This window comes from Pseudomonas sp. TE36184 (genome assembly GCF_054060055.1).
In genome coordinates, this window is the sequence record NZ_JBSSCU010000001.1 from 1,790,083 (window position 1) to 1,816,691 (window position 26,609).

At 59.8% G+C, this 26,609-nt stretch carries 26 protein-coding genes and 1 pseudogene; 17 read left to right on the forward strand and 10 right to left on the reverse strand.

Annotated features, from left to right (window positions below; translation table 11 throughout):
* Positions 1-73: 73 nt before the first annotated feature.
* Positions 74-1,699 (reverse strand): methyl-accepting chemotaxis protein, encoded by a 1,626-nt coding sequence (locus tag ACVWZP_RS07835; protein ID WP_301556306.1) that lies wholly within the window; start codon positions 1,697-1,699, stop codon positions 74-76.
* 234 nt (positions 1,700-1,933) lie between these two features.
* On the opposite strand from ACVWZP_RS07835, the gene ACVWZP_RS07840 reads away from it, so the two are divergent.
* The 3 genes and pseudogenes from ACVWZP_RS07840 to ACVWZP_RS07850 all read left to right on the forward strand — a co-directional run.
* Complete coding sequence (locus ACVWZP_RS07840; protein WP_046383168.1) at positions 1,934-3,361, forward strand: nucleobase:cation symporter-2 family protein; 1,428 nt, start codon at positions 1,934-1,936, stop codon at positions 3,359-3,361.
* A gap of 12 nt (positions 3,362-3,373) precedes the next feature.
* Entirely contained in the window at positions 3,374-3,835 is a 462-nt protein-coding gene (locus ACVWZP_RS07845; protein ID WP_017848402.1) for an LEA type 2 family protein, read from the forward strand.
* 6 nt (positions 3,836-3,841) lie between these two features.
* A pseudogene (locus tag ACVWZP_RS07850) lies at positions 3,842-4,072 on the forward strand (GNAT family N-acetyltransferase); the annotation flags it as partial.
* Between the two features lie 138 nt (positions 4,073-4,210).
* Here the strand turns inward: ACVWZP_RS07850 and ACVWZP_RS07855 are convergent.
* Positions 4,211-5,137 carry a carbon-nitrogen hydrolase family protein gene (locus ACVWZP_RS07855; protein WP_026140204.1) on the reverse strand — a complete coding sequence of 309 codons (927 nt, stop codon included), beginning with the start codon at positions 5,135-5,137 and terminating at the stop codon, positions 4,211-4,213.
* 83 nt (positions 5,138-5,220) lie between these two features.
* On the opposite strand from ACVWZP_RS07855, the gene ACVWZP_RS07860 reads away from it, so the two are divergent.
* Positions 5,221-6,150, forward strand: a complete 930-nt coding sequence (locus tag ACVWZP_RS07860; protein ID WP_079443641.1) for a LysR family transcriptional regulator — start codon at positions 5,221-5,223, stop codon at positions 6,148-6,150.
* Here the strand turns inward: ACVWZP_RS07860 and ACVWZP_RS07865 are convergent.
* A complete protein-coding gene (locus tag ACVWZP_RS07865) occupies positions 6,122-6,376 on the reverse strand; it encodes a hypothetical protein (protein ID WP_017848398.1) in 255 nt (84 codons plus the stop codon). The two genes, ACVWZP_RS07860 and ACVWZP_RS07865, sit on opposite strands and share 29 nt — an antisense overlap.
* A gap of 162 nt (positions 6,377-6,538) precedes the next feature.
* Between ACVWZP_RS07865 and ACVWZP_RS07870 the strand changes: the two genes are divergently transcribed.
* On the forward strand, positions 6,539-6,859 hold the full coding sequence (locus ACVWZP_RS07870; RefSeq protein WP_017848397.1) for a DUF883 family protein: 321 nt from the start codon (positions 6,539-6,541) through the stop codon (positions 6,857-6,859).
* Positions 6,860-6,918: 59 nt separating this feature from the next.
* Here ACVWZP_RS07870 and ACVWZP_RS07875 read toward each other — a convergent pair whose 3' ends face one another.
* Complete coding sequence (locus tag ACVWZP_RS07875; RefSeq protein WP_057005237.1) at positions 6,919-7,953, reverse strand: Ldh family oxidoreductase; 1,035 nt, start codon at positions 7,951-7,953, stop codon at positions 6,919-6,921.
* A gap of 267 nt (positions 7,954-8,220) precedes the next feature.
* Here ACVWZP_RS07875 and ACVWZP_RS07880 point away from each other — a divergent pair, with 267 nt between their 5' ends.
* The 7 genes from ACVWZP_RS07880 (at position 8,221) to ACVWZP_RS07910 (ending at position 14,244) form a co-directional block, all read left to right on the forward strand.
* Complete coding sequence (locus ACVWZP_RS07880) at positions 8,221-9,210, forward strand: FecR family protein (protein WP_046383165.1); 990 nt, start codon at positions 8,221-8,223, stop codon at positions 9,208-9,210.
* Between the two features lie 330 nt (positions 9,211-9,540).
* The gene (locus ACVWZP_RS07885; RefSeq protein WP_026140202.1) at positions 9,541-9,993 is read left to right on the forward strand and encodes a hypothetical protein; all 453 of its coding nucleotides are present in this window, start codon (positions 9,541-9,543) and stop codon (positions 9,991-9,993) included.
* On the forward strand, positions 9,993-10,544 hold the full coding sequence (locus tag ACVWZP_RS07890; protein ID WP_017848393.1) for a hypothetical protein: 552 nt from the start codon (positions 9,993-9,995) through the stop codon (positions 10,542-10,544). The genes ACVWZP_RS07885 and ACVWZP_RS07890 overlap by 1 nt, the downstream gene beginning before the upstream one ends.
* A gap of 68 nt (positions 10,545-10,612) precedes the next feature.
* Positions 10,613-11,368 carry a hypothetical protein gene (locus ACVWZP_RS07895; RefSeq protein WP_079443639.1) on the forward strand — a complete coding sequence of 252 codons (756 nt, stop codon included), beginning with the start codon at positions 10,613-10,615 and terminating at the stop codon, positions 11,366-11,368.
* A gap of 61 nt (positions 11,369-11,429) precedes the next feature.
* A complete protein-coding gene (locus ACVWZP_RS07900) occupies positions 11,430-12,110 on the forward strand; it encodes a C39 family peptidase (protein WP_017848391.1) in 681 nt (226 codons plus the stop codon).
* Between the two features lie 38 nt (positions 12,111-12,148).
* Positions 12,149-12,892: a hypothetical protein gene (locus ACVWZP_RS07905; RefSeq protein ID WP_104903050.1), complete on the forward strand. Its 744-nt coding sequence runs from the start codon at positions 12,149-12,151 to the stop codon at positions 12,890-12,892.
* A 50-nt stretch (positions 12,893-12,942) separates the two neighbouring features.
* Positions 12,943-14,244, forward strand: a complete 1,302-nt coding sequence (locus ACVWZP_RS07910; protein WP_026140201.1) for a hypothetical protein — start codon at positions 12,943-12,945, stop codon at positions 14,242-14,244.
* A gap of 64 nt (positions 14,245-14,308) precedes the next feature.
* Here ACVWZP_RS07910 and ACVWZP_RS07915 read toward each other — a convergent pair whose 3' ends face one another.
* Positions 14,309-15,634: a sigma-54 dependent transcriptional regulator gene (locus ACVWZP_RS07915; RefSeq protein ID WP_046383162.1), complete on the reverse strand. Its 1,326-nt coding sequence runs from the start codon at positions 15,632-15,634 to the stop codon at positions 14,309-14,311.
* A 345-nt stretch (positions 15,635-15,979) separates the two neighbouring features.
* Between ACVWZP_RS07915 and ACVWZP_RS07920 the strand changes: the two genes are divergently transcribed.
* Positions 15,980-16,240: a hypothetical protein gene (locus tag ACVWZP_RS07920; protein ID WP_017848387.1), complete on the forward strand. Its 261-nt coding sequence runs from the start codon at positions 15,980-15,982 to the stop codon at positions 16,238-16,240.
* A gap of 73 nt (positions 16,241-16,313) precedes the next feature.
* On the opposite strand, the gene ACVWZP_RS07925 is transcribed toward ACVWZP_RS07920, so the two are convergent.
* From ACVWZP_RS07925 to gnd, 3 genes are read right to left on the reverse strand one after another with little or no spacing between them, the layout of a single operon-like run.
* Positions 16,314-17,162: a Cof-type HAD-IIB family hydrolase gene (locus ACVWZP_RS07925; protein ID WP_057005230.1), complete on the reverse strand. Its 849-nt coding sequence runs from the start codon at positions 17,160-17,162 to the stop codon at positions 16,314-16,316.
* The gene (gene zwf / locus ACVWZP_RS07930; protein ID WP_177029614.1) at positions 17,159-18,682 is read right to left on the reverse strand and encodes a glucose-6-phosphate dehydrogenase; all 1,524 of its coding nucleotides are present in this window, start codon (positions 18,680-18,682) and stop codon (positions 17,159-17,161) included. The genes ACVWZP_RS07925 and zwf overlap by 4 nt, the downstream gene beginning before the upstream one ends.
* A complete protein-coding gene (gene gnd, locus ACVWZP_RS07935; RefSeq protein WP_017848384.1) occupies positions 18,679-19,662 on the reverse strand; it encodes a phosphogluconate dehydrogenase (NAD(+)-dependent, decarboxylating) in 984 nt (327 codons plus the stop codon). The genes zwf and gnd overlap by 4 nt, the downstream gene beginning before the upstream one ends.
* A gap of 268 nt (positions 19,663-19,930) precedes the next feature.
* Here gnd and ACVWZP_RS07940 point away from each other — a divergent pair, with 268 nt between their 5' ends.
* The 4 genes from ACVWZP_RS07940 (at position 19,931) to ACVWZP_RS07955 (ending at position 24,733) form a co-directional block, all read left to right on the forward strand.
* Positions 19,931-20,107, forward strand: coding sequence for a DUF6026 family protein (locus ACVWZP_RS07940; protein ID WP_155678519.1), 177 nt, complete (start codon positions 19,931-19,933; stop codon positions 20,105-20,107).
* A gap of 152 nt (positions 20,108-20,259) precedes the next feature.
* The gene (locus ACVWZP_RS07945) at positions 20,260-22,002 is read left to right on the forward strand and encodes a phosphoethanolamine transferase CptA (protein WP_079443636.1); all 1,743 of its coding nucleotides are present in this window, start codon (positions 20,260-20,262) and stop codon (positions 22,000-22,002) included.
* Positions 22,003-22,130: 128 nt separating this feature from the next.
* Positions 22,131-24,368: a TonB-dependent siderophore receptor gene (locus ACVWZP_RS07950; RefSeq protein ID WP_457369636.1), complete on the forward strand. Its 2,238-nt coding sequence runs from the start codon at positions 22,131-22,133 to the stop codon at positions 24,366-24,368.
* A 143-nt stretch (positions 24,369-24,511) separates the two neighbouring features.
* Positions 24,512-24,733, forward strand: a complete 222-nt coding sequence (locus ACVWZP_RS07955; protein ID WP_017848380.1) for a hypothetical protein — start codon at positions 24,512-24,514, stop codon at positions 24,731-24,733.
* Between the two features lie 101 nt (positions 24,734-24,834).
* Here ACVWZP_RS07955 and ACVWZP_RS07960 read toward each other — a convergent pair whose 3' ends face one another.
* Positions 24,835-25,326 carry a GNAT family N-acetyltransferase gene (locus ACVWZP_RS07960; RefSeq protein WP_201022176.1) on the reverse strand — a complete coding sequence of 164 codons (492 nt, stop codon included), beginning with the start codon at positions 25,324-25,326 and terminating at the stop codon, positions 24,835-24,837.
* Between the two features lie 165 nt (positions 25,327-25,491).
* Positions 25,492-26,598, reverse strand: a complete 1,107-nt coding sequence (gene zapE, locus ACVWZP_RS07965) for a cell division protein ZapE (protein WP_046385257.1) — start codon at positions 26,596-26,598, stop codon at positions 25,492-25,494.
* Between the last annotated feature and the right edge of the window lie 11 nt (positions 26,599-26,609).

Consider the following 26,609-nt stretch of genomic DNA (forward strand, 5'->3'; position numbering starts at 1 on the left):
GTAGATGAGTTGACTGACCCATTGCTATCGGGGGCAAGCCCCCTCCCACATTGGGATTGCACTGCAAAGTGGCTCAGATAACGAACCTGGCCACCATCGCATTCAAATCCACCGCCAGGCGCGACAGCTCATGGCTGGCCGCGCTGGTCTGGTTGGCGCCCGCCGCCGACTGGGTCGCCAGGTCCCGGATGTTGACCAGGTTGCGGTCTACTTCACGGGACACCTGGGCCTGTTCTTCCGAGGCGCTGGCGATCACCAGGTTGCGCTCGTTGATCAGGCTGATCGACTGGGTGATCTGCTCCAGTGCCGCGCCGGCCGCGCGGGCCATTTCCAGGGTATTATGGGTGCGCTGGTTGCTCTGTTGCATGGATTGCACGGCTTCACCGGTGCCGTTCTGGATACCGGCGACCATTTTCTCGATTTCCTGGGTCGACTGCGCGGTGCGATGGGCCAGGGCCCGCACCTCGTCGGCCACCACCGCGAAGCCGCGCCCGGCTTCACCGGCGCGGGCGGCTTCGATCGCCGCGTTGAGCGCCAGCAGGTTGGTCTGCTCGGCAATCGCCCGGATCACGTCGAGGACCTTGCCGATGTCGCGCCCCTGAGTGGCCAGACCTTCGATCAGCAACGAGGTGTTTTGCACATCCTGGGTCATGGTCTGGATCGCGCCGACGGTCTCAACCACCCGGTCGCGGCCTTCCCGTGCGGCCTGGTTGGACTGCGTGGAGGCTTCGGAGGTGGACACGGCGTTCCGCGCCACCTCTTCCACGGCAGCGGTCATCTCATTGACGGCCGTGGCGGCCTGGTCGATTTCATTGTTTTGTTGCTGCAAGCCTTTGGAGGCTTCTTCGGTGACGGCGCTCAACTCTTCCGCCGCCGAGGCCAATTGCGTGGCCGAACCGGCGATGTGCTGGATGGTCTGGCGCAAGTTGGTTTGCATGGCCGACAACGCACTGATCAAACGCGCCGGTTCATCCTTGCCATCGTCTTCAATGACTTTGCTCAAGTCGCCGCCGGCAATGGTTTGCGCCACTTCCACGGCTTTGCGCAGCGGCGTGACGATGCTGCGGGTCAGCAACCAGGCCAACAGTACCGTGAGCAAGGCGGCGGCCACGGCCACCACCACGATCCCACTGATCGCGCTGTCATAGCTGCGTCCGGCCTGCTCGTTGGCCTGCTTGGCGCCAGCGGAGTTGAGGGCGATCAGCTTGTTCAACTGCTCGCCCATCTGATCGGTGCCGTTCTTGATCCGGGTATTGATCAAGGCGCGCATCTCATCGACCTTGTTTTGCTGGGACAGGGCCAGCATCTCGGCCTGAGCCGTCAGGTAGTTGTCCAAGGTGCCGACAAACGTCTTGTACAGGGCCGCTTCCTCAGGCACGGAAGGTAACGCTGAGTAACCGGCCTGGGCGGCTCTGACCTTGTCAATCAGCGCGGCGATGCGCGTTTGCGCCTCTTGCAACGCGGCCGGTTCACGGTTGACCAATACGCGGAACGACAAGATACGCATGCGCAACACGTTTTCCGTGAGGCTGCCCAAGTAGGCCACGCTGGGCAGTTGGTTGCTGCTCATATCCACCGACGCCTGACGGATCAGCGTCATGCGGTTGACTGCAAACACTCCCAATACAACCACCAACAACGCAATGAATGCGAAACCGAGAGACGCTCGAGGGGCAATATTCAGATGACGAAGAGACATAGAGGTATTCTCAAGAAGGAGTGTCTGCGCGCATCCGTGCAGCGGAATGATCAGCTGGCGTCAACACGCTGCTCTGACCTTGGTCACCACTTGTTGTCATTGTTGGGTGGGCCTATAAAAGATATCGGCAGGCCCAGCGGTTTTCGCAGGGCCTCCATAAATATTTTTTTACACTTCTGACGATCTCCGGTTTCTGGCATCCTGCGCCTCCATTTTCTGTCCAGAGCCCGCATTTTGTCTGACGCTCAAGCCCCGCGCCCGCGCTATAAATCCGACCTGATCTATGGCCTGGAAGACCGTCCGCACTTCTCTGCCGCAATGTTTGCCGCCTTGCAGCATGTGTTGGCGAGTTTTGTCGGCATCATCACCCCTACGCTGATCGTCGGCGGCGTGCTGGGCCTGGAAAGCGAGGTGCCGTACCTGGTGAGCATGGCCTTGTTCGTGTCGGGGCTCGGCACTTTTGTGCAGGCGCGCACGTTCGGCCCGATCGGTTCGGGGTTGTTGTGCCTGCAGGGCACCAGTTTTTCGTTTATCAGCGTGATTCTCAGTGCCGGGTTCATGGTCAAGGCCCGGGGTGGCGGCACCGATGAGATTCTCTCGACGATCTTCGGCATCTGTTTTTTCGCGGCGTTTATCGAAGTCGTGCTCAGCCAGTTCATCGGCAAGTTGCGCAAGCTGATCACCCCGGTGGTGACCGGCACCATCATCACCCTGATGGGCTTGTCGCTGATCAAGGTGGCAGTCACCGACATGGCCGGCGGCTTCGGCGCCGACAACCTCGGCGCCGCGAGCAATATGGGGCTGGCCGCGCTGGTGCTGCTCACCATCGTGGTACTCAACCGCTTCAACAACCCGTTCCTGCGCCTGGGTTCGATCGTGATCGGCCTGACCCTGGGCTTCATCGTGGCCTGGTGGCTGGGCCGTGTGGATATGGCGGCCTTGCCCCAGGTGCCGTTGATCAGCGTGCCGGTGCCGTTCAAGTACGGCTTCTCGTTCGACTGGGTGGCGTTTATCCCGGTGGCGGTGATCTTCCTGATTTCGCCCCTGGAGGCCGCCGGTGATCTGACGGCCAACTCGATGATTTCCCAACAGCCGGTCAAGGGCCCGCTGTACATCAAGCGCATCAAGTCCGGCCTGCTGGCGGACGGCCTCAACTCGGCGATGGCCGCGACCTTCAACAGCCTGCCGATGGTGACGTTCGCCCAGAACAACGGCGTGATCCAACTCACCGGCGTAGCCAGCCGTTATGTGGCGTACTTCATTGCCGGGCTGCTGGTGCTGCTGGGGCTGTTCCCGATGATCGGCGCGGTGCTGCAACTGATGCCCAAGCCGGTATTGGGGGGCGCGACGCTGATCATGTTCGGCACCGTCGCCGTGGCGGGGATCAAGATCCTCGCCGAAGCCGGTCTGCACCGCCGCAATATGCTGATCGTGGCGATCTCCCTGGGCATGGGCCTGGGTGTCGCCGCCGTGCCGGAAGTGTTGCGCGACCTGCCCAAGGCGCTGCACAACATCTTCGAATCGCCGATCACCGTAGGCGCGTTCTGTGCAATCCTGCTGAACATTTTCCTGCCGGAAGAGTTCTTAGAACTGGAAGAAGATGAATTTGATCCGGAGTCCTCAACCCTCAAAGTGATGCAAGACCCGGACGTCACGCACTAGGAGCACCTTCGTATGCGTAAGCTCATGGTTCTATCGATACTGCTGCTGACCTTGAGCGCTTGCGCCCTGTTCCCCAATCGCGACCCGGTCACTATCAACGTGGTGGGCATCGAGCCGCTGCAAAGCCAGGACCTGGAAGTGCGCTTCGCCGTGAAGCTGCGGGTGCAGAACCCCAATGAAACGGCAATCGACTACAACGGCGTGGCCCTGGACCTGGAGGTCAATGGCCGGCCGCTGGCGTCGGGGGTGAGTGATCAGCGCGGAAGCATCCCACGCTTTTCCGAGACGGTTCTGATGGTGCCGGTCAGCGTTTCAGCGTTTTCCGTGTTGCGGCAAACCCTCGGCCTGAGCCAGACCCAGAGTTTGAACAACCTGCCCTACGTATTGCGCGGCAAATTGGCCGGTGGGCTGTTCGGCACCATGCGGTTTGTCGATCGTGGAACACTGGACCTGCCGAATACCGCCACTTGGTAACCCCCCATGCAACCGACCTTGGTCACCCAACGCCTGATTCTGCGCCCGCTGACGCTCGACGATGCCGAGGGCATCCAGCAACAGTTCCCCCATTGGGAAGTGGTGCGTTATCTCAATACCCTGGTGCCGTGGCCCTACCCGGCTGACGGCGCGCGTCACTACCTGGAACACATCGCGTTGCCCGCCATGGCCCGGGGCGAGGAATGGCATTGGGCGATCCGCCTGCAAAGCGCGCCGACGAAGGTGAGTTTGTCGAAGGCATTTTTCCACGGGACATCTGGGAAATGACCCGTGAAGAGTGGCTGGATCGCCGCTCTTTCAAGCGATAGACATCAACCGGTGGGAGTAGGCTGACTCCCACCGGTTTTACCGCACTCAGTCCGTGATGTAGCGCACGCCCGGCTTGGCCCGCTCATCGACCACCAGCTCGAAAACATCCGGCCGGGCGTAATGCCCCACCACGTCATAGTCATACCGTGCGCGCACCAGATCGTCGGTATTGATCTGCGCGCTCAAGAGCCCGGCTTCACCCAGCAGCGGCCCAGCCAGGATGTCGCCCATGGGGCCGACAATCACACTGCCGCCTGCAATCAACGGACGATCTGAAGGCCAGTTGGCCACCTCAACGCCCAGCGCTGCGGGCGATGCCTGCACCTGGCACGCACTGACCACAAAACAGCGGCTCTCGTGGGCAATGTGGCGCATGCTCACCTGCCACATCTCGCGCTCATCCACCGTGGGCGCACACCATACCTGCACACCCTTGGCGTACATCGCCGTTCGCAGCAGGGGCATCATGTTTTCCCAGCACACCGCGCCGCCGATGCGCCCGACCGCCGCGTCGATCACCGGCAGTGTGGAACCATCGCCCTTGCCCCAGATCAGCCGCTCGGTGCCGGTGGGCATCAGCTTGCGGTGCTTGGCCACCAGGCCGTGCGCCGGCTCGAAATACAGCATGGTGCAATACAAGGTGCTGGCGCTGCGCTCGATCACGCCCAGGACCAGGCTGGCACCGGTGCGCGCCGACAAACCGGCCAACGCTTCGGTTTCGGCGCCGGGCACGTCGATGGCGTTGGCAAAATATCGCGCAAAGGCTTCGCGACCTTCGGGCAGGCGATAACCGAGTTGCGTGCCGAAGCCTTCGCCTTTGGGATAACCGCCCAGCAGCGCCTCGGGCATCACCACCAATTGCGCGCCACTGCGCAGGATCGGCTCTTCATAGGCCAGGATTTGCGCCAGGGTGTCGGCCTTGCCGCCGGGCAAGGAACCGATTTGCAAGGCGGCCACAATAGAAACAGGCATCAGGATCACTCCGAACAATGAGGGGTTGCCCATTCTCCAGCCAGCCCGGATCATGAATAAAGCCCACCTCAGTGCTGAATGATATGAGCCAGATAAATATCACCCAAGTCGACCTCAACCTGCTGAAAACCTTCGAAGCCCTGCACGACGAATCCAGCGCCAGCCGCGCAGCGTTGCGCCTGGGCGTCACCCAATCGGCGATCAGCGCGGGCCTGCGGCGTTTGCGCGAGGTGTATGGCGACCAACTGTTCGTGCGAACCGGCCGTGGCCTGGCGCCGACCTTGCGGGCCAACCAGTTGAAGCCGGTGATCAGTGAGGCGTTGGACCGCTGCCGACAGAGCCTGGCAATGACCCACCCGGACACCCAGCAGTATCAGGGACGCTCCGTGGTGCTGGGTTTATCCGACGACTTCGAGATTGCCTACGGCCGCCGCCTGATGGCGGAAATTGCCCAGCGGTTGCCGAAATTGCGTGTGATTTTCCGTCAGACCCACAGCCAGATCGTCGCCGCCGCCCTGCTCGACCGCAGCCTCGACCTGGCGATTACCGCCGGCGGCTTTGCCGAACGCCGCCTAAGCCGGCAGGTGCTGGGAGAAGGTGATTACCGCTGCCTGGTCGACCCGCACAGCCTGGCGCCAGGCCAGCAATGCATCGACCTGCACGCGTTCGTTAGCCGCGAGCATGTGCTGGTGTCATCCGGCGGGTTTATCGGGATCACCGATGAAGGGCTGGCGGCACAAGGGCTGAGCCGCCAGGTGTGTGCCTCCACCAGCCACTTCGCCGCGTTGCCGTTTCTGCTCAAGGGCAGCCAGGCGGTGGCGACCATTCCCGGGCACGCCGCCGAAGCCATCGCCGGCATGACCGGCTTGCAGGTTCTGCCGTGCCCGCTGGCGCTGCCGCGCTACCCGGTGGAACTGGGCTGGCGCACCCAGGCTCAGCTTGATCCGATGTTGCTGAAAGTGCGCGAGGCGATTGTCGCCAGCTTTACTTCGCCGCCGCCATCAGCTTGTTGACTTCGCTGCGCACCATGTTGGAGAACTCCGGCGGCGACATGCCGTCGAGTTCCGCGCGAACCCATTCGGCCCACTTGCCCTTGCGTTTGGCGCGCTCGCCGAACAGGCGCGCGGCTTCGCCCTTGGCCTTGCCCAGGTTGCTTTGCCACAGGTCGTAGAGACGGGACTTTTCATCTTCCAGCTCGGCGCGTTCGGCGAGGGTCTTGTTGGCGAGATTGAAGCTCATGTTGAATTTCCTGCTGCACAAATAGGTGACATCTTACACTGTAGGTCTAAGTTTCCTGATTCGGATTTCGCATACCCACGCCGGCCGGCAAAAAACTGCAACTTTTGCCGCCGCCCGACACTCCATTGTTCACTGTCACATTTACCTGCAAGGAGTCACACAATGGCCCGTAAATCTGCCGCCCAAGTCGTCGAAGATCAAATCAAGGATCAAGCGTTCAGCGAACTGACTGCACTGATCGAAGAGTCGGACAAACTGCTCAAAAACAGTGCTTCCCTGGTCGGCGAAGAAGGCGAAACGCTGCGCGAGCAGGTCGCTATCAAGCTCAAGCAAGCGCTCGATTCGGTGTCCAATGTGCGCGAGCGCAGCAAGCCGGTGGTGGATGCCACCGAAACCTACATCGGCGGTCACCCGTGGCAGACCGTGGCGATCTCGGCAGGCTTTGGCCTGGTGGTCGGCCTGCTGCTCGGTCGTCGCAACTAATACTGTAGGCCTTGCGTAGCCACTGCCGAACCCTGGCGAGGTAGCGGCTACGCGGGTTTTCAGACGGCCCACTCACGTAGTTGATTCAACGCCTGCGCGTCCACTTCAATGCCTGCCGCCAACGACTTCGCCCGCGTGCGATGACGTCGATCCCCCGGCAACCGCCGCAACCCCACCGCGTGCATCTGCCGCACCAGTTCCTGGCTGCGCTCGGCGAAGTTTTGCCCGGCGGTTTTGCTCGGGTCGATCAGGATCAACAACTGGCCGGTCCACGGCGTGCGGGCGCCAGGGTGATCGGCCCAGTTGAACTCAAACGAGAAGTTGCCGCCGGTCAGGGCCGCGGCCAGCAACTCGACCATCATCGACAGCGCCGAGCCCTTGTGCCCGCCGAACGGCAACAACGCACCGCCTTCGAGGATGGCCTTGGGGTCCTGGGTCGGCTGGCCCAGGCTGTCGACGCCCATGCCCGGCGGCAGGCGCTCGCCGTTGCGCGCAGCAATCTGCACGTCACCATGGGCGATGGCGCTGGTGGCCAGGTCGAACACAATCGGCGCGCCGTCCGCCCGTGGCGCGGCAAACGCGATCGGGTTGGTGCCGAACAGCGGGCGATCGGCGCCATGGGGCACCACGCAGGTCATGCTGTTGACCACGCTCAGCGCCACCAGGCCTTGCTCGGCGAAAGGTTCGACATCCGGCCACAGCGCGGCGAAGTGATGGGAGTTGTGTATCGCCAGCAACGCGATACCGGCGCTGCGGGCCTTGTCCACCAGCAACGCACGGGCCGCCGCCAACGCCGGTTGGGCGAAGCCATTCGCGGCGTCGACCCGCACGAAGCCGGAAGCAACATCCGTGACCACCGGCGTGGCCTTGCCATCGACCCAGCCGCTCTCCAGCGTGCTGATATATCCGGGCATCCGAAAGATGCCATGGCTGTGGGCGCCGTCGCGCTCGGCGCTGGCGCAATTGTGCGCGAGGATCTGCGCCACTTGCGGCGACGTGCCGTGCTTCACAAACACCGCGTGCAGCAACCCCACCAGGTCGTTGAAACCGATGAACGCTGAAGAATCGTCAACTCTCGGGGACTGGGCAGACATCTGTAGCTCCGATTTTGTAATTGGAAGAGACAACAAGAATCCAGACCGACGATTAAACAACGCCTCCCGTGCCTGCTGTCAACGGGCGCTTGAGTTATCTACTGCCTGACGCGCTTCGCCGTCCATTACGGTGTGTCGCGACTCCGTCACCAGCCTGTTTGGGCGTGCCCCAACGAGAATAAAAGTTCAATTGATGCGCAATTGCCATGAAGGCTGTTCTCGCCCCCGGTCTCGGGAGGTTAGAATGTGGGAAATCAGGATGAATTAATGACCGAAAAGTCTGCTTTAGAAGCCGAATATGACGCCATCACCGACGCCGCCGCGCATTGGTGCATGCGCTTGCATGCAAGTGATTGCACGGCGGACGAACGACAGGCCTTTCAACAATGGCACGATGCTCATCCGCTGCATGCCTTCGAATACGCGGCGATGCTGGAAATCTGGGACGTGGCCGATCACTTGCCACGCCATGCGCCGCTCGTAGCGCCGTTCAGACCGCGTCGCCGGCTGCGCGATTACGCGGTGGCTGCCGCAGTGTGCTTGGCCGCGCTGCCCCTGGCGGCGTTCACTGGCTGGGAAGCGGGCTGGTTGCCGACTGCCTATGAACGGTTCGAGGCCAGCAATGGCCTGCGCCAGGTCACCCTGGCCGATGGCAGCCAGGTTGAGCTCAACCTGGGCACCGAACTGGTCTACGCCGATTACAAGGACCAGCGCCGGGTCACACTGAGCAAGGGCGAGGCGTTTTTCAAGGTCAGCCATGACAGCACCCATCCGTTTGTCGTCAAGGCCGGTGAAGGACAGGTGCGCGTGACCGGCACCCAATTCAACGTGTGGAAATACGAAAATCAGGTGCGGGTGATGCTGCTCGAAGGCTCGGTGCAGATTTCCAGCGACCCGGCACACGGCAGCGTGCCGCTGACTCCAGGCATGCAAGCCAGCTATCAACCAGGCGATGCCACCCCAAGCGTGCGCCCGATCAACCCCAACGACAGCGCCCTCGCCTGGCGCCAGGGCAAATTGGTCCTGGACAACCTGGCCCTGGCCGACGCGTTACCGTTGATCAACCGCTACCTGAACAAACCGGTGATGCTGGCCGATATCGGCACCGGAACAATCCGCATCGGCGGCATCTATAACATCAGCGAGGTCAACAACCTCGTCCCCTCCCTGCCCAAGGTTTTGCCGGTCTACCTGACCCAGAACCAGGATGGCAATCCCGTCCTCAACTCCATCCCACGTAAAGCGCCCAAGGGCTGAGGCTTCTGCCTGTCCCTGCGGGCCTGATTGCGCCCGCAGTGTCCATTTCTGAAACACCCTCCTCCTCTGAGCGGCCCTGACAGCGCGGCTTCATCGTTTTGTCATACGCAGTGTTACATCACTGATACAACCTCCCGAAAGCATGACCTGCGGGCCGGCCATCGGGCTGGCATCGGCGCGGTGTATCAGCGCTGAAACAGCATGGCCATCACTTAGCCTGCTATGTTTCATATCTATCTGATTAACAACAACAAAACAAAAGCGGCACGCCTTCTGCTCTATTCCTTACAGCGCTGTTTAGGGTCAGCGCAACGAAAAAGGAATGCCGCCGTGATCACACTCACTCAAGGTTCGATGAATGTACTGCTGGTCAGCTGTGTACTCAGCATCGGCGTCAGCGTTCCGAGCTTTGCTGCCGACGGTGTCATCGTGACCGGGCGTGAAGTGCAAGGTCATATGTACGGTCGCGCATCGTTCGGTCCAGACCCCTACCCCACCACTGCCAACGCCAATCCCAGCAGAGAAATCAACAGTGCCACCTCAAGTGAACTCAGTGATTTGGATATCGGCGGCATCAGCAGTGGCTCGAGCATCGCCCGTTCCATACAGACTGCGGGGAACTTGTCTGGCGTGACCTCCACGCAAAGCAGCATGTCGACACTGGGTACCGGTGCAACGGCCGGCCACGGCGCGGGCAGCAGCATGGGCGGTCAGATCAGCAACTCGATCCAGCGCGGCATGGCCCCCCTGAACAACATTGGCAACATGATGGGGGGCAAGTAATGAATCGCACTCTTCTGATCCTCGCCCTGCTGAGCAGCACCACTGCATGGGCAGACGACTCCGCGGTGATCAACAACAGCGGAAAAAACTACAACGGCAACTTCTCGATCAACCAGTCGGCCGGCATCCAACAGCAAACGGCCAACAACCGTGCCATCACACTGGGTGGACAAGCCACCACCGTCAATATCCAAAACCTGAACGGCAAGGTCGATCCGTCGCTGAACGCCAAGGCCGCGATCGCAGGAACTTCTTTTACCAATGGCAACGGCATGCTGGGCATCAACCAGACAGCCGGGGCGAATAACCAATCAATCAATGCCGTGCGGGTCAGCATCAACCCTGGCCCGCAAAGCATCGACGACAGCGTCCTGTTGCAGCAGAACACGACGACGCTGGCAACCGACTCAGGGTTCACCCCTACCACTGGCAGTCGCCAGGTCGTCACAAGCGACCAGGCCTTCACAGGCAGCCGAGGAGTGATTCAGGTGAACCAGAGTGCAGGGGTGGGGAACCGAGTGGCTAACACCCTGGGCATCACTATCAAGTAAATGCTTGGTAGTACTCGCTAGACCGTACCAACACTTAACCAACTAAATTAGAAGCAAGGAGAAACACCATGAAACCTCAAATGGCTCTGAAACCAATGGTTTTCGCTCTGGCCGCGCTGATGGCTGCTGCTGCACAAGCAAATGGTGGTGGCTGGCATCCGGCCCCTCAACCTACCGGGGTTGTGGCCGCTGTTGTGACAGACGTACAAAATAGCGCTGGCAACAAGTTCGACGACACCAAAACCGAAAACAACGCTTCGGCCGATGGCTCGGTAAACAGCAACAGTGGTAACACTGGGGTCAACGTCCAGGCTGGCAGTGGCAACCAAGCAGACAACTCTGCTGCCATCTCCAGCGCCAAAGGCGACTTCGCGTCGGTATTCGCCGTGGTCGATGTCAATCAAAACAGCTTGCTGAACACCTACTCCAACAAAGGCACGCAAAACAACGCCTCCCTGGACAACTCGCTTAACAGCAACTCTGGCAACCTGGGTTACAACGGCCAGGCCGGTCAAGGCAACCAGGGTAAAAACAACATGGCAATCACTACCGCTGACGGCAAAAATATCGCGGCAGCGGCCAACACCGAGCAAAACTCGCTCGGCAACAGCTACCTGAACACTGCGGCTACCAGCCACGGTTATGGCCATGGCTATGGCGGCAAACCTCAGTATGTGTCCAACAACTCGAGCCTCGACAACTCGGTTAACAGCAACTCCGGCAACGTAGGCGTAAACCTGCAGTCGGGCTTGGGCAACCAAAGCAGCAACAGCCTGTCCATCGGTCAGGGTTGCAGCAGCTGCGCCAGCGGCGTTCGCTTCTGATCCAACGGGGCCTTGGCAACAAGGCCCTTTTTTATTCCAGTGTCCAACAGGTCATTCGATCATGCGCCTCGCGACCCTCACCCTCCTGATGTTGCTCACCGGCCCAACATGGGCAGGCACGATGGCGATCTCCGCCATGCCCGGCGGTGCAGTCATCTATAAAAAGGTCGAGAGTATCCGTGAGCGTCGGTTCGCCAACCTGGTGGAACAGAAAACCGATTTCAGCTGCGGTGCTGCGGCACTTGCCACCATCCTGCGTCAAGCCTACTGGCTGGACGTCGACGAAGAACACATCATCAAAGGCATGCTGGTCAACGCCGACCAGAACCTGGTACGCACCCAGGGTTTTTCCATGCTGGACATGAAGCGCTATCTCGAAAGCATCGGCATGCGTGCCCGGGGCTACAAGATCGCACCAGACACTCTGGTGACCGTGAAGATCCCTGTGGTGGTGCTGCTGGAAATCCGCGGCTACAAGCACTTCGTGGTGATGCAACGCGCAGACAAGGACTGGGTATACATCGGCGACCCGGTGCTGGGCCACAAACGCTATTCGCGCGACGATTTCGTCAAGGGTTGGAATGGCATCGTATTTGCGGTGTTGGGCGAAGGTTATGACAAGGCCAATGTCCTGCTTGACCCGCCTACCCCTCTCAGTGCCAAGAACAAACTGAATGAATTCAGACCCGTGGGCGATGCCGAGCTGATGGACTTCGGTTTTATCCAAAGCGACTTCTTCTAAGAAGCGCCATTAGGGGCAGGAAGCTCCAGGAGCGAGAGATGAACACTTCCCGTTGGCTGACGGTCTTGTGTCTGGCAGCCTCAATGCCCGCTTATGCTTCATCGGGGTTCAAGCCTATCGAACTGAAAGACTCGGAAATGGCCGAGTTGCGTGGTCGTTATGTGATGCCGGGGCGGATCATCAGCTTCGGCATCGTCATGAGCAGCACCTGGACCAACTCGGTGGGTGACTCGATCACCGGCAAAGCCAGCATGCAGATCGACAAGACGACCATCACCCCGCAGTTTTACGTACAGACCGTCGGCGTCAAAGGCACGGGCACCAACCAGACCACAGGCACCGGTTCGGTAGTCGGCGGCGCGGGCCTGGGCAGCGGCCAAGGCGTGACCCAAAGCGTGCGTGCGGCCGGCGATGGCAACACCGCTTACAACAATGTCGGCATCAACGTCACCGAAAACGGCCTCGCACCGGGCAACCTGGTGCAATCAGGCCAGGTGCTGGTCGCCGGAGGCGTGGTCACCGGCAGCAGTGCGGCAGGCGATGTTGCCGTTTCGGCCAGGAACGGTGGCTTGCAAATGGCCATTCAGGCCAATAACAACCAGGGCAACAGCCTTCAACAGATCGGTGCTGGCAATGTACTGCAAGGTACGGTGCTTACCGGCAACACGAATTTTGTCAACAATATGACCCAGCTCAACATTGTCATGGGCAACAGCCTGAACAATGGCGCGCTGAACTGCAATCTTGACCAACTCAAAGGCCTACGCACTCTCGGATATTGAACTACGCTGAGCCTCGACACTTTACGCATTAAAAAAGGACGGCTTATTTCATGCATCGATCGCTATCATTACGTGCGGTTGTTTGTTTAAGTACGCTCTTACCTGCGTCCATGTTGTATGCCGCGCCGGACGCCGATATCGAGACGCTCAAACAAGAACTCTTGGAACTCAAACAGCGTTACGACGTGCAGCAAAAGGCCCTGGCGGTGCTGGAACAACGGGTGCGCCAGGTCGAAGACCAGCCGGCGACTCCAGCACCCAAACGTCTGGCAAAATCCCCGTCGGACTTCAAAAAAGGTGGGACCACCGTCGCAGGTACAGGCGCGGCAGCTGCCTCCGGGGGAGCGGGTGGCGGCGGCAGTTCCTATGGGCAGTCGCTTAAGGATGACTCGGCGCCTGCGCAAAGCGTCAGCAACCTTTACAACGAAGCCAGCGGCTTCTTCGGCAACGGCAAATTCAGCTTCGAAACCGGCATAACTTATGCGCGCTACGACGCCCGTCAGTTGACCGTCAACGGTTTCCTCGCTCTGGACTCGATTTTCCTGGGTAATATCAACCTTGACCGAATCAAGGCGGATAACTGGACGCTGGACCTGACCGGACGCTACAACGTCGATAACCGCTGGCAATTCGACGTCAACGTGCCAGTGGTCTACCGCGAGTCCACCTACCAATCCGGCGGTGCCGGCAACAATGCCCAGGCCACGTCGGAAGCGTCAGTGACCCGCGACCCGACCATCGGCGATGTCAACTTCGGTGTCGCTTACAAGTTCCTCGACGAAACCGCCAACTTGCCGGATGCAGTCGTGTCGGTGCGGGTCAAGGCGCCAACGGGTAAAGAGCCATTTGGCATCAAACTGGTCAAGCAAACCACCAACGACAACCTCTACGTACCGGAAAGCCTGCCCACCGGCAATGGCGTCTGGTCGGTCACGCCGGGCATTTCCCTGGTCAAGACGTTCGACCCGGCGGTGTTGTTTGGCTCGCTCTCCTATACCCATAACTTCGAGGACTCGTTTGACGATATCAGCAGTGACGTGAATCAGAAGGTCGGCGGCAAAGTCCGCCTGGGTGACAGCTTCCAGTTCGGCGTCGGTGTCGCCTTCGCCCTCAACGAGAAGATGAGTATGTCGTTCTCGGTTTCCGACCTGGTCCAACGCAAGAGCAAGCTCAAGCCAGACGGCGGGGATTGGCAATCGGTGGTCTCCAGCGACGCCAACGCCGGTTACTTCAACGTGGGCATGACCATCGCGGCGTCGGATAACCTGACGATCGTGCCGAACCTGGCCATTGGCATGACGGATGATGCGCCGGACTTCACCTTCAGCCTGAAATTTCCGTACTACTTCTAAACCGCGCACAGGGAAAAGCCCCGCAACGATAAGGGTCGTTGCGGGGCTTTTCGGTTTACCCGCCCTAGCGGATCTGGTGTTTGTGCAACAACCGGTAGAACGTCGGCCGGGAAATCCCCAGCACACGGGCCGCGACACTCAGGTTGTCGCTGTGCCGGTTGAGCACATCGCACAGCGCCTGGCGTTCGGCGCGGTGTTTATAGTCTTCCAGTGTAGCCATCGGCGACGAAATTGCCTGCTGACTCTGCAAACCCAGATCAACGGCTTCGATTTGCCGCCCTTCGGCCAGCACCAGGCCTCGGCGCACGCGGTTGGCCAGCTCACGCACATTGCCCGGCCAAGGGTGGTGCCCCATGGCCACCAGGGCGTCTTCGCTGAAGCTGCGGGGGCGGCGCCCGGTTTCCTGGCTGTAGAAGCGCGCAAAGTGGTTGGCCAGCATGGCGACGTCACCGTGGCGCTCGCGCAACGGCGCCGTGACCACTTGCAACACATTCAAACGGTAATACAAGTCTTCACGAAACGTACCCTTCGCCACAGCGGCTTCCAGGTCGACGTGGGTCGCCGCCAGCACCCGCACATCCACCGGGATCGGCTGGCTGCCGCCGACGCGTTCGATCTGTTTCTCCTGCAGGAATCGCAGCAGGTTGGCCTGCAGCTCCATCGGCAAATCGCCGATCTCATCAAGAAACAACGTGCCGCCATTGGCCGCTTCGATCCGCCCGACCTTACGCTGGTGGGCGCCGGTAAACGCGCCCTTTTCGTGGCCAAACAGTTCGGATTGGATCAGGTGCTCCGGGATCGCGCCGCAGTTGATCGCGACAAACGGCTTGGCATGGCGCTGGGATTGGCGGTGCAGGGTTTTGGCCACCAGCTCTTTGCCGGTGCCGCTGTCGCCGCGGATCAGGACCGGGGACTCGGTGGGCGCCAATTTGGACAATAACTTGCGCAGCTCGCGGATCGGTCGGCTGTCGCCCAGCAGTTCATGTTCGGGCTCGTCCACCGCGGTGTAGCCCTTGCCCCGCAGCCGTGCCATGCCAAAGGCGCGGCCGAGGGTGACCTGCACCCTGGACACATCGAACGGCAAGGTATGGAAGTCAAAAAACCATTCGCAGACAAAATCGCCGACGTTCTGCAAGCGCAACACTTCTTGGGTGAGCACCGCGATCCACTCGGTGCCGCTGCGGCTGATCAGTTCCTTGACGGCTTCGGGCCGCTCCAGGTGATACGGCTGCAAGCGCAGCAAGCCGACATCGCAGGATCGCTCCCCCACGGCCGCCAACGTACAACTGTCCACCTCCCACCCCGCCGCCCGCAAACCCGGTAACAACTCATAGCAGTCATCACAGGGGTCGACCACGAGCAAGCGGCGCTGCACAGGTGTAACAATCATGACTATTCCTTGGCGCCAGAATTGCTAAAGTTATTTATAAACAAAGGTTTGTGACGCCCGGGAGTTACAGTATCAAAATCTTGACAGTTGCCTTGTATCGTTTTGCTATATGTCTTGGCAAAAAGCCACTCGACCGTCACATCCCAGCAAAAAAGTTGTACCTGCCGAATCGCGTATTCAGCTTTCAAAACAGCCGCTTACATGACGCCAATCACGGAAAGTTGAAAATTGTTGCTCTAACATGTGACCCGTACCCCGCCATCGCGCATCAGTACAAGTAACTCGCCGCACGGTCAGCCCAGCCGACGGCACTCACTTGATTGGGCATTTAGAGAGAAGACCCACATGAACGCCCCGCTCCGCATCAACGAAGCTCTTTTGATCGCAGACCGTGCTTTCCAACCCTTCCAGTGCGTGGCCTGGCACGATGGCAACGGTGCCCTCAGCCTGAGCGTCATCGACCGCACCAATACCCGCATCGGCACTAAACAACTGTCGTCGAGCGCGTATACCGACCCGGCACAACTGGAAGATTTGTTGTTGCAGGCGCGCGCCGAGCTCGATAAAGATGGCTACCAGTTGCAGTCCTGGGCCATGCCGAAGTAATCCGAAACTGCAACTTGCGAGCACTGTGTTGTAAAAGACAGGGCTCGCAAGTTCAGTATTAAACGCCGATGGTCTAACTTGGCGTATCGAACACTTTGTGTGGCACCTTGAGAATAAACCTCTCGATCGCTTGCGCCGCACCGTCCTCGAGATTGCTGCCGGTGACCACATCGGCCTGGCGCTTGACGGGCTCTTCAGCCTGCCCCATGGCAATCGACAATCCGGCCACATGAAACATTGCCGGGTCGTTGCCACCATCGCCGATCACTGCGGTCTGTGCCAACGGCACTCCGAGGTGCGCGGCCAAGGCTTTCAAGGCCTCGCCTTTGTTGGCTTTCATGGCGGTCACATCCAGGTAGATCGGTTGCGAACGCGAGACCTGGGCCAAGCCCTGCACCTTGGGCTGCAATTGCGCTTCCAGCTCCATCAATAATTGCGTGTTGCGACTGGCGGCGACGATCTTGTCGACCCGATCCAGGTACGGTTCAAAACTCTCCACCACCAGCGGCCCATAACCCAGGCCAGCGGTTTCAACCGCCACCATGGGCCCGGGCGGATCGCGCCGCAGCCATTCACCATCGGCAAACAGCCAGACTTCCACGTCCGGCTCGCCGGAAAACAGCGCCAATGCCACCAGCGCCGCCTCCGCCGGCAGCCGGTGCGCGACCAGCACGCTGCCGTCAGGGTTGACCAGTGTGCCGCCATTGAAGCCCGCCACCGGCACGTCGATGCCAAACGCTTCGACCATGTGCATCATGGCCTTGGGCGGACGCCCGCTGGCCAGGCTGAATAACACGCCGGCTTCACGCAAGGCGCGAACCGTTGAAAGGGTGCGTTGGGTCGGGGTGTGATCCGGGCGCAACAAAGTGCCGTCCATATCACTCAACACAAACCGGATGGGATGCTTCGCAGTATCACTCATCCGAGCGAGTGCCAGGCACGGCCATCGCGGGCCAGCAACGCATCGGCCGCCGCCGGACCATCTTCACCGGCCTTGTAGGCCTGGATCCCGTCGTCTTCCTTCCACGCATCGAGAAACGGCTGCACCGCACGCCAGCCGTTTTCGATGTTGTCGGCGCGCTGGAACAGGGTCTGGTCGCCGGTCATGCAGTCGTAGATCAAGGTTTCGTAACCCGTCGACGGCTGCATTTCGAAGAAGTCTTCGTAGGCAAACCCCAACTCAATGTTGGCCATGTCCAAGGTCGGCCCAGGCCTTTTCGCCAGCAGGTCGAACCACATGCCTTCGTTGGGCTGGATCTGGATCTTGAGGAACGTGGGCCGCAGCTCATTCACTTCGGTGTCGCGGAACTGCGCATAAGGCGCCGGCTTGAAGCAGATCACGATCTCGGTATCGCGAATGCTCATGCGTTTGCCGGTGCGCAGGTAGAACGGCACACCCACCCAGCGCCAGTTGTCGATCATCACTTTCAGGGCGACAAACGTTTCGGTGCTGCTGTCGGGCGCGACGTTGGCTTCGTCGCGATAACCGGGAACCGGCTTGCCACCAATCTCTCCGGCGCTGTACTGGCCACGCACCGAATTGGCCCGCGCATCCTCTGCGGACCAGGGGCGCACGGCACCGATCACCTTGGCCTTTTCACCCCTCACAGCGTCGGCGCCAAACGCCGCTGGCGGTTCCATGGCGACCATTGCCAGCAGCTGGAACAGGTGATTGGGCACCATGTCACGCAGGGTGCCGGTTTTTTCGAAGAAATTGCCCCGGGTTTCCACGCCGACGGTTTCGGCGGCGGTGATCTGTACGTGGTCGATGTAATGGTTGTTCCAGAACGCCTCGAACAGCACGTTGGAGAAGCGGCTGATCAGGATGTTCTGTACCGTTTCCTTGCCCAGGTAATGGTCGATGCGATAGATCTGCTTCTCGCTCATCACCTTGAGCAAACAGGCGTTCAAGGCTTCGGCGGTGGCCAGGTCGGAACCGAACGGCTTTTCGATCACCACGCGGCGGAAGTGATCGTCGCTCTCCGTCAACAAACCGGCACTGCCCAGGCGCTGCACCACGTCACTGAAGAAGCGCGGCGCGGTGGCCAGGTAGAACACCGCATTGCCGGTGCCGCTGTCGGCAATTTTTTCGGCGATGTCCGCGTAGGTGCTGTCGTCGAGGAAATCACCCTCGACGTAGCTGATACCTTTGGCCAACTGCGCCCACAGCTGTGGGTCCAGTGCGTTGCCGGCATTGCCCTTGACCTTGCTCGCGGCTTCGGTGCGAATGAAGTCCTCGAGTTTCTTGGCAAAGTCGGCATCGCTGATGGCGTTGTGATCAACGCCGACAATGCGCAAGCCATTGCCCAGCAGCCCGTCACGACTCAGGTTGTACAGCGCCGGCATAAGCAGGCGCTTGACCAGGTCGCCGTGGGCACCAAACAGAAACAGCGTGGTGGGAGGAGCGGGTTCGGCCTTGGGTTTCTTGCCGTTGGCGGTCATTTTTTGGACGTCTCCACGTGACCACCGAAGCCAAAGCGCATGGCAGACAACATCTTGTCACCGTAGGTGCTCTGCTGGCGCGAGCGGAAACGCGCAAACAACGACGTGGACAGCACCGGCACCGGCACGGCTTGTTCCATGGCGGCTTCGATGGTCCAACGGCCTTCGCCGCTGTCGGCAACCGAGCCGGAGTAGCCCTCGAGTTTCGGGTCGGTGGCCAGGGCGTCGGCGGTCAGGTCCAGCAGCCAGGACGACACCACGCTGCCACGACGCCAGACTTCGGCGATATCGGCAACATTCAGGTCGAAACGTTGGTCTTCTGCGAGGTTTTCCGAGTTTTTGGTCTTGAGGATGTCAAAGCCTTCGGCAAACGCCTGCATCATCCCGTACTCGATACCGTTGTGAATCATCTTCACGAAGTGCCCCGAACCTGCAGGGCCGGCATGAATGTAACCGTGCTCGGCGCGGGGGTCTGCGGCGGCCGAGCGGTCCTTGGTACGCGGGATGGAACCCAGGCCCGGCGCCAGGCTGGCGAAGATCGGATCAAGGCGCTGCACGGTCGCGGCGTCGCCGCCGATCATCATGCAGTAGCCACGCTCCAGGCCCCAGACGCCGCCCGAGGTGCCGACGTCGACGTAGTGCAGGCCTTTTTCCGACAGGGCCTTGGCACGACGCACGTCGTCCTTGTAGTTGGTGTTGCCGCCGTCGATGATCACGTCACCGTGGTCCAGCAGGTCGCTCAGTTCATTGATGGTGTTTTCGGTGGGGTCGCCTGCCGGCAACATCACCCACACAGCGCGGGGCTTCTGCAGCCCGGCGACCAGCGCCTTCAAATCGGCAACGCCGGTGGCGCCCTCTTCGCTCAGGCCTTTGACAAATGCTTCGTTACGGTCGTAAACAACGGTGGTATGCCCATTGAGCATCAGGCGCCGCGCAATGTTACCGCCCATGCGGCCTAGTCCAATAATCCCCAGTTGCATGTGCTGATGCTCCTAACTACTAAAAAATGTGTGACATAGTTTATAGCGCAATGAGGCTAATGAGGGTTAGTTCAGAGCGGATCGGTATAGTTTCATGAGAAAAAGTAGCCAGCATTTCACCATTACCGCCGCAAAAGTCACACGACCGCCAAAAATAAAAAAGTTCCCTTGATACATAAAAGAATTCAGAATTGCTTCCGACTGATGCCCAGAACCTCCAATCATGCGTTCTGGCACCGCGATCTACCGGCTATTTGCGAGGTAAGCAATGAGCACAGCACAGATGACCCGCCCGCCACAGACCCTCTACGTCAGCATCCGTCGCGACGAGTTGCGCCAATTGAAGGCCGAACGCGACCAACTGCAACAGGAAGTCTTGCGCCTGCGCTCGCACCTGCAAGGCCAGCTGGATCAGCCTTCCAGCACACAGCCCGCCCTCTGCTGAGCGGTTTTGTAAGGTAACTCCTACAAAAAACTCACAAAGTTTTCACATCTCCTTCACGATACTCGCGCCCGAAGGGCCGCCTTACACAAGGGCGGCCTCTGCTGCGTGCGTCCCTGCGCGTCAGCTGAAAAATTATCGGGTTGGAGCGCTGGATGGCGATGTTCAAACGCAGCACTACGTCTGCGAAAGGTTTTGATTGGGCCGGCCTGGGTTGGCTGTTCCTGTTCTTCTGGTACTTCTCGGGTATTACCCAACTGCTGATTCAACTGACCGGCACTTCCGGTTTCAGTGGCTTTCGCCAAGCCTTCTTCATGAGTGCGCTGTGGTTGGCGCCGATGTTGTTATTCCCGCGCCGTACTCGCCTGCTGGCCGCCTTGATCGGAGTGGTGCTGTGGGCTTGCTCCATGGCCAGCCTGGGTTATTTCTTCATCTATCAGCAGGAATTCTCCCAGAGCGTCATCTTCATCATGTTCGAGTCGAACATTTCTGAAGCGGGCGAATACGCCACCCAATATTTCGCCTGGTGGATCGTGCTGGCATTCATTGCCCACACCGCCTTCGCCATCTTCCTGTGGACGCGCTTGCGCCCGGTTTACCTGCCGCGCGGCCAGTCGATACTGGCAGCGGTAGCCATTGTGCTGGCCGTCGTCGGCTACCCGTTGGTCAAGCAGATCGCCACGAGCGAAACCATGGAACTGGCCATCGACCGCTTCGAAACCCGCATCGAGCCGGCTGTGCCGTGGCAGATGATCGTCGCCTACCGCCGCTACACCGAGCAACTGGACAACATGCAAGGCATGCTGACCAGCGCCAGCCAGATCCCGCCGTTGAAAAACCTCAAGGACAGCATGGCCGGCCAGCCTTCGACCCTGGTGCTGGTGATCGGCGAGTCCACCAACCGCCAACGCATGAGCCTCTATGGCTACCCGCGCAATACCACGCCGGAGCTGGACAAGCTGCGTGACCAGTTGGCCGTGTTCGACAACGTCATCACCCCGCGCCCCTACACCATTGAAGCGCTGCAACAGGTGCTGACCTTCGCCGACGAAGAGAACCCGGACCTGTACCTCAAGACGCCGTCGATTGTCAGCGTGATGAAACAGGCCGGTTACAAGACCTTCTGGATCACCAACCAGCAGACCATGACCAAGCGCAACACCATGCTCACGACCTTTTCCGAACAGGCCGACGAGCAGGTCTACCTGAACAACAACCGCAACCAGAACGCCCGCCAATACGACGGTGACGTGCTGGCGCCCTTCGCCAAGGCCCTGACCGACCCCGCCGAGCGCAAGCTCATCGTGGTCCACCTGCTGGGCACGCACATGAGCTACCAGTACCGCTATCCGCCAACCTTCGAGAAGTTCACCGATCGCCAGGGTGTTCCGGACGCTATCACCGATGCCCAGTTGCCGATCTACAACAGCTACGACAACGCGGTGCTGTACAACGACTTCGTGGTGTCGAGCCTGATCAAGGACTACGCCAAGACCGACCCCAACGGTTTCCTGCTGTACCTGTCGGACCACGGTGAAGACGTATTCGACTCCGCCGGCCACACCACCCTGGGCCGCAACGAAGGCAAGCCGACGGCGCCGATGTACACCATCCCGTTCATGGCCTACGCCTCACCGAAATGGCGCGAAACCCACGACTGGAAATTTGCCGGCGACCTGCAACGGCCCTACAGCAGCTCGCAGCTGATCCACACCTGGGCCGACTTGGCCGGCCTGAATTTCGATGAGCTGGACCACAGCAAAAGCCTGGTCAGCGACAGCTTCAAACCGCGCCCGTTGTTGATCGGCAACCCCTATGAGCGCCAGCAGAAAGCGCTGATCGACTTTAGCCTGATCAAACCGAAGACGGCCGAAAACGCCGACGTGGTGCTCAAGTAAATACCGCCTTGTAACAGAACGATAACAATCATTCTCGTTTACACCTAAAGTTCCACGCCTCCTTTCGTCTTTGAGCCAAGGCCTTTTCATACTGAGAAGGCCGCAAAGACGACAAGGAGTCTTCCGCGATGTTCGCGCCCTTTACCCGTTCCATGACCGTTACCCTCGGCCTGTTCAGCCTGGCGCTGAGCCCGGAACTGCTGGCTGAAACCGACCCCGAACAGACACCCGCCACCGCGCTGGAGCTGGGCAGCACCCACATCAGCGCCGAAGGCCTGGGCGCCAATACCGAGCACACCGGGGCCTATACCACCGGCTCGATGAGTACCGCCACCCGGCTGAACCTGTCGATCAAGGAAACGCCTCAATCCATTTCGGTGGTCACCCGCCAACAGATGGACGATTTCAATCTCAATACCCTGACCGACGCTTTGCGCCAGACCACCGGCGTGACGGTCCAGCATCTGGATTCGGACCGGCCCGGGTATTCCTCCAGGGGTTATTCGATCAATAACTTCCAGGTGGACGGCATGCTCAATACGTTCGGGCGCATGAAGTCCGACTCGGACACCATCATCTACGACCGTATCGAAGTAGTACGCGGCGCCACTGGCCTGACAACCGGTGCCGGCGACCCCTCGGCGACCGTCAACATGATCCGCAAGCGCCCGACCGCGCAATGGCAAGCCAAGACCGGCGTCAGCGGCGCCAGCCATGACAACTACTACAGCTACCTGGATGTGGGCGGCCCGCTGGCCTTTGACGGACGGCTGCGCGGGCGCACGGTGATGGCTTACCGTGACAGCCAATCCTTTCGCGACAACTACGCGCTGCAACGGGAAGTCGGCTACGGCATTCTGGAGGCCGACCTGACGGACGACACCGTGGTAGCCGTCGGCTTCGACTACCAGAACAAGCACGTGCAAGGCAGCTCCTGGGGCACCCTGCCCTACTGGAACAGCGACGGCAGCAAGGCCCGCCTGTCGCGCTCGGCCAACCTCGCGGCCGACTGGAGCTCCTGGCCCCTGAAGGACAAGACCACCTTCGCCTCCATCGATCACACACTGGCGACGGACTGGCGCCTGAAAGCCGCCTACACCCATCGGCAAAGCGATACCGACGGCAAGGTATATTACGGCGGCGCCGGTTTTCCGAATGCCGATGGCAGCGGCATGACGGCCTGGACCAACCAGATGGTCGGCACCTCGAAAATGGATGTGGTCGACTTCAACCTGGCGGGCACCTACGCGCTGTTGGGGCGCGAGCATGCGTTGATGCTGGGTTATGGCGAATCCGAGCAGCGCGACACGTCACCCTTCCAACGTTTTTCAACGCCCCAAGGCTACGAGACCATCGAAGACTGGAAGCACATGGGCGGCATCGGCAAATTCCCCGACCGCACCACCGGCCTCAAGGGCGAACATAGCAGCAAAAAACAAAAGGCCGGCTACCTCGCCACACGCTTGAGCTTGACCGACACGCTGCATGCGGTACTGGGCAGCCGCTATGGCAGCTGGGAAATCGAAAGCGCCTCGCCCACGTACAACCTCGACAATCAATTGACCGCCTCAAGCAAATCCAGCCAGACCCACACAGACATGTGGACACCTTACGCGGGCCTGCTCTACGACCTGACGCCGGAATACACGGTGTACGCCAGCTACACCGACATCTTCAACCCGCAGGACGAGCGCAACGCCAGCAAGCAGTACCTCGAACCAGTGGTCGGCAGTAACTACGAAATCGGCCTCAAGGGCAGCCTGCTCAACGAACGTTTGAACCTGGCCACCGCGTATTTCTGGAGCACCCAGGATAACGTCGCCGAACTCGACAATGCGGCCCCGCCGGACCCGATCACCCGCGAGCAGTTCTACAAATCCGGTGGCAAGAGCAACAAGGTGCAGGGCTTTGAAGTGGAGGTGTCCGGCGAAGTCATGCCGGACTGGAACCTCACGGCGGGCTACACCTACACCCATTCGCTCAACGGCGACAAACAACGCAACAACACCGGCCAGCCGATGAATATGCTGAAGGTGTCGACAGCCTATCGTTTACCGGGCGAATGGCGCGGGTTGACGGTGGGCGGCGCGGTGAACTGGCAGAGCGACTTCTACGACTTCGCCGAGCGGCCGATCGGCGGCCGGGACCAAGAGGGTTACCTGCTCACCGAATCCACCAAGATCACCCAACAGGCCTATACCGTGGTCAACCTGATGTCGCGCTACCAGTTCGACGAGCATGTTTCGGCTTCGGTTAACGTCAATAATCTATTCGATGAAAAATATTATGAACGCGTCGGCTTTTATAATGGCGTGTACTGGGGCGACCCGCGCTCGATAACCTTGGCACTCGACTGGAAACTCTAACCAGCCTCCACCGAAGTTAACAACATTGTTAACTTCGGGAGTTCCCCACGTTAATACCCACTTAATAAGCTGCCCGCACAATCGCCCCATGAATCTGATCAAGGACCGAGCGGATACCGACCACACTGAATGGGAACACCTTGATGAAACCCTCGATTTTGATGCTTGCCGGCCTGCTGACCCTGACTTCCGCGGCGGCTTTTGCAGAAGGCGGCTCGGAGCGCTCGAAGGAGTTCTACAATAACTTCACCTTCACGCAGCAGAAATTCCACGGCAGCAATGAACAAACTGCCTCCGCTGACGGTAAAACTTTAAAGCGCGACACAGCTGATCAATCCAGCACCGAGGCACAACCTAAAAGTTAAGTTAACTTTTATTTAACTCGCATCACCCTGTGCCAATCCGCTCTGTTGGCAAAGGTTAACTTGGCGCCATTCAATGGCGCCCTTTTTTTGCCTGTGCCTTATTACAGTGGTTTGTTCCAGAACAACATACGCCCATGGGCCGGATCAAATACCGAGTCGTCAAAACCGAACTTGCGGTACGCCGACTGCGCCACAGCATTGCCCTCGAGCACTTCCAGGGTGATCTTGCAGCAGCCACGCTGACGGGCGATTTCCTCGACCTTCTGCAGCATTTTCTGGCTCAGCCCCAGGCCCCGGAACCGATTCATCACGGCGACATCGTGGACATTGACCAACGGACGACAGGCGAAGGTGGAAAACCCTTCAAAGCAATTGACCAATCCCGCAGGCTCGCCGCCCACGAATGCCAGGACACTGAACGCATGCGGGCGCTTGGCCAGTTCAGCCGGCAGTTGTTGCAACAGGTCGGAGGGCAGGCTGTGGCCGCCCCCCATTGGGTCTTCAGCGTAATGATTGAGCAGCAGGGCAATGGCCTCGGCATGCACAGGATTGGTGTAGCTGGCTTGCAGCACCAGGATTTCAGGGGTATCCATTTCCGTCCTCGATAACGACAAACAAGGGAATCAGTTCCCTTTGAGGAGGACGATTGTAAGCGTGGAGCAGGCGCCAGATGAAGGAGATTAACTACAAATAGCTGCCAGAAGGCGCGAAGGTTACCCACATCAAAAGCAGCCATAGGACTTGCACCAGGCTTTTTCCTACCCCCCAAAGCGCTGCAATTGCATTTCCTGCAAGCGACTCAAGGTTCGTCGGAAAGGGAATTCCAGATAGCCTTCGGTGTAGAGGCTTTCCAACGGCACTTTAGCCTCGATGAACAGCGGCACCTTGCGGTCGTAGCATTCATCCACCAGGGCGATAAAGCGCCGCACGCTGTCATCGTGTACTGACAACTCGGGCAATTCGCGATCACCGGCCGCTACTCGCTGGACACCGTCCTCGGTGCCTCGGGCAATCCGTCCCGGTCGCTTTTGTGCACTCAGGTTGGGGACCTCACCCAACAGGATCGCCTTGAAACGATCACACAGCAGCATGAAATCCATCGCTGCCAAAGGTTGCTCGCACAGGTCGGCATACCGGCACCACAACACCGTGTCGCTGGCCTGCACCGCCACGATGCAGCGATGACCGACACTGATCGGGCCATGGCGCACCGCTTGGCCCTCGCTCAATTGCTCGAACACCGCCGCCAGCGCATCCGGCTGATCGACCCAATAACGTTGCAGACCGACACCCGGGTGCAAGCGATGGTCTTCACCACCGTCCACCGCCACCACGTGCATGTGCTGCTTGATCGCCGCAATGCCCGGCAGGAAACGCTCGCGATTGAAGCCACCGGCGTAGAGCTGTTCGGGCGGTTGATTGGAGGTGCAGACCATCACCACGCCTTCTTCGAACATCACCTGGAACAAACGGCCAAGGATAATTGCATCACCGATGTCACTGACGAACAACTCGTCAAAACACAGCACGCGTACCTCTTGGGCCAGCTCACGGGCCAGCGCTTGCAACGGGTCATGGGTGCCGGTGAGCTGGAACGAACGCTGGTGTACCCAACCCATGAAGTGATGGAAATGCTGGCGCCGCGCAGGCACGCGCAGACTCAGGTAAAACTGGTCCATCAGCCAGGTTTTACCCCGACCCACCGGGCCCCAGAGGTAAACCCCGAGAATCGGCGAGCGCCCCTGGTGCAAGGCTTGGTGGCAGGTCTGCAGGGCATCCACCGCACGGCGCTGGGCATCGTCGGCGACGAAGCCCAGTTGGGTGGTGGCGTATTGATAAGCGGCGAGCGGCGAGTCGAAAGTCATGCGCGCCATTA

Bases quoted from the DNA above. Each gene is read 5' to 3' on its own strand.
- ACVWZP_RS07900 (WP_017848391.1), top strand. From the start codon at position 11,430: ATGCGCCTCGCGACCCTCACCCTCCTGATGTTGCTCACCGGCCCAACA.
- ACVWZP_RS07845 (WP_017848402.1), top strand. From the start codon at position 3,374: ATGCGTAAGCTCATGGTTCTATCGATACTGCTGCTGACCTTGAGCGCT.
- ACVWZP_RS07865 (WP_017848398.1), bottom strand. From the start codon at position 6,376: ATGAGCTTCAATCTCGCCAACAAGACCCTCGCCGAACGCGCCGAGCTG.
- ACVWZP_RS07890 (WP_017848393.1), top strand. From the start codon at position 9,993: ATGAATCGCACTCTTCTGATCCTCGCCCTGCTGAGCAGCACCACTGCA.
- ACVWZP_RS07860 (WP_079443641.1), top strand. From the start codon at position 5,221: ATGAGCCAGATAAATATCACCCAAGTCGACCTCAACCTGCTGAAAACC.
- gnd (WP_017848384.1), bottom strand. From the start codon at position 19,662: ATGCAACTGGGGATTATTGGACTAGGCCGCATGGGCGGTAACATTGCG.
- ACVWZP_RS07955 (WP_017848380.1), top strand. From the start codon at position 24,512: ATGAAACCCTCGATTTTGATGCTTGCCGGCCTGCTGACCCTGACTTCC.
- ACVWZP_RS07920 (WP_017848387.1), top strand. From the start codon at position 15,980: ATGAACGCCCCGCTCCGCATCAACGAAGCTCTTTTGATCGCAGACCGT.
- ACVWZP_RS07905 (WP_104903050.1), top strand. From the start codon at position 12,149: ATGAACACTTCCCGTTGGCTGACGGTCTTGTGTCTGGCAGCCTCAATG.
- ACVWZP_RS07925 (WP_057005230.1), bottom strand. From the start codon at position 17,162: ATGAGTGATACTGCGAAGCATCCCATCCGGTTTGTGTTGAGTGATATG.
- ACVWZP_RS07870 (WP_017848397.1), top strand. From the start codon at position 6,539: ATGGCCCGTAAATCTGCCGCCCAAGTCGTCGAAGATCAAATCAAGGAT.
- ACVWZP_RS07875 (WP_057005237.1), bottom strand. From the start codon at position 7,953: ATGTCTGCCCAGTCCCCGAGAGTTGACGATTCTTCAGCGTTCATCGGT.
- ACVWZP_RS07895 (WP_079443639.1), top strand. From the start codon at position 10,613: ATGAAACCTCAAATGGCTCTGAAACCAATGGTTTTCGCTCTGGCCGCG.
- ACVWZP_RS07835 (WP_301556306.1), bottom strand. From the start codon at position 1,699: ATGTCTCTTCGTCATCTGAATATTGCCCCTCGAGCGTCTCTCGGTTTC.
- zapE (WP_046385257.1), bottom strand. From the start codon at position 26,598: ATGACTTTCGACTCGCCGCTCGCCGCTTATCAATACGCCACCACCCAA.
- zwf (WP_177029614.1), bottom strand. From the start codon at position 18,682: ATGACCGCCAACGGCAAGAAACCCAAGGCCGAACCCGCTCCTCCCACC.
- ACVWZP_RS07945 (WP_079443636.1), top strand. From the start codon at position 20,260: ATGGCGATGTTCAAACGCAGCACTACGTCTGCGAAAGGTTTTGATTGG.
- ACVWZP_RS07960 (WP_201022176.1), bottom strand. From the start codon at position 25,326: ATGGATACCCCTGAAATCCTGGTGCTGCAAGCCAGCTACACCAATCCT.
- ACVWZP_RS07915 (WP_046383162.1), bottom strand. From the start codon at position 15,634: ATGATTGTTACACCTGTGCAGCGCCGCTTGCTCGTGGTCGACCCCTGT.
- ACVWZP_RS07950 (WP_457369636.1), top strand. From the start codon at position 22,131: ATGTTCGCGCCCTTTACCCGTTCCATGACCGTTACCCTCGGCCTGTTC.
- ACVWZP_RS07910 (WP_026140201.1), top strand. From the start codon at position 12,943: ATGCATCGATCGCTATCATTACGTGCGGTTGTTTGTTTAAGTACGCTC.
- ACVWZP_RS07880 (WP_046383165.1), top strand. From the start codon at position 8,221: ATGACCGAAAAGTCTGCTTTAGAAGCCGAATATGACGCCATCACCGAC.
- ACVWZP_RS07940 (WP_155678519.1), top strand. From the start codon at position 19,931: ATGAGCACAGCACAGATGACCCGCCCGCCACAGACCCTCTACGTCAGC.
- ACVWZP_RS07855 (WP_026140204.1), bottom strand. From the start codon at position 5,137: ATGCCTGTTTCTATTGTGGCCGCCTTGCAAATCGGTTCCTTGCCCGGC.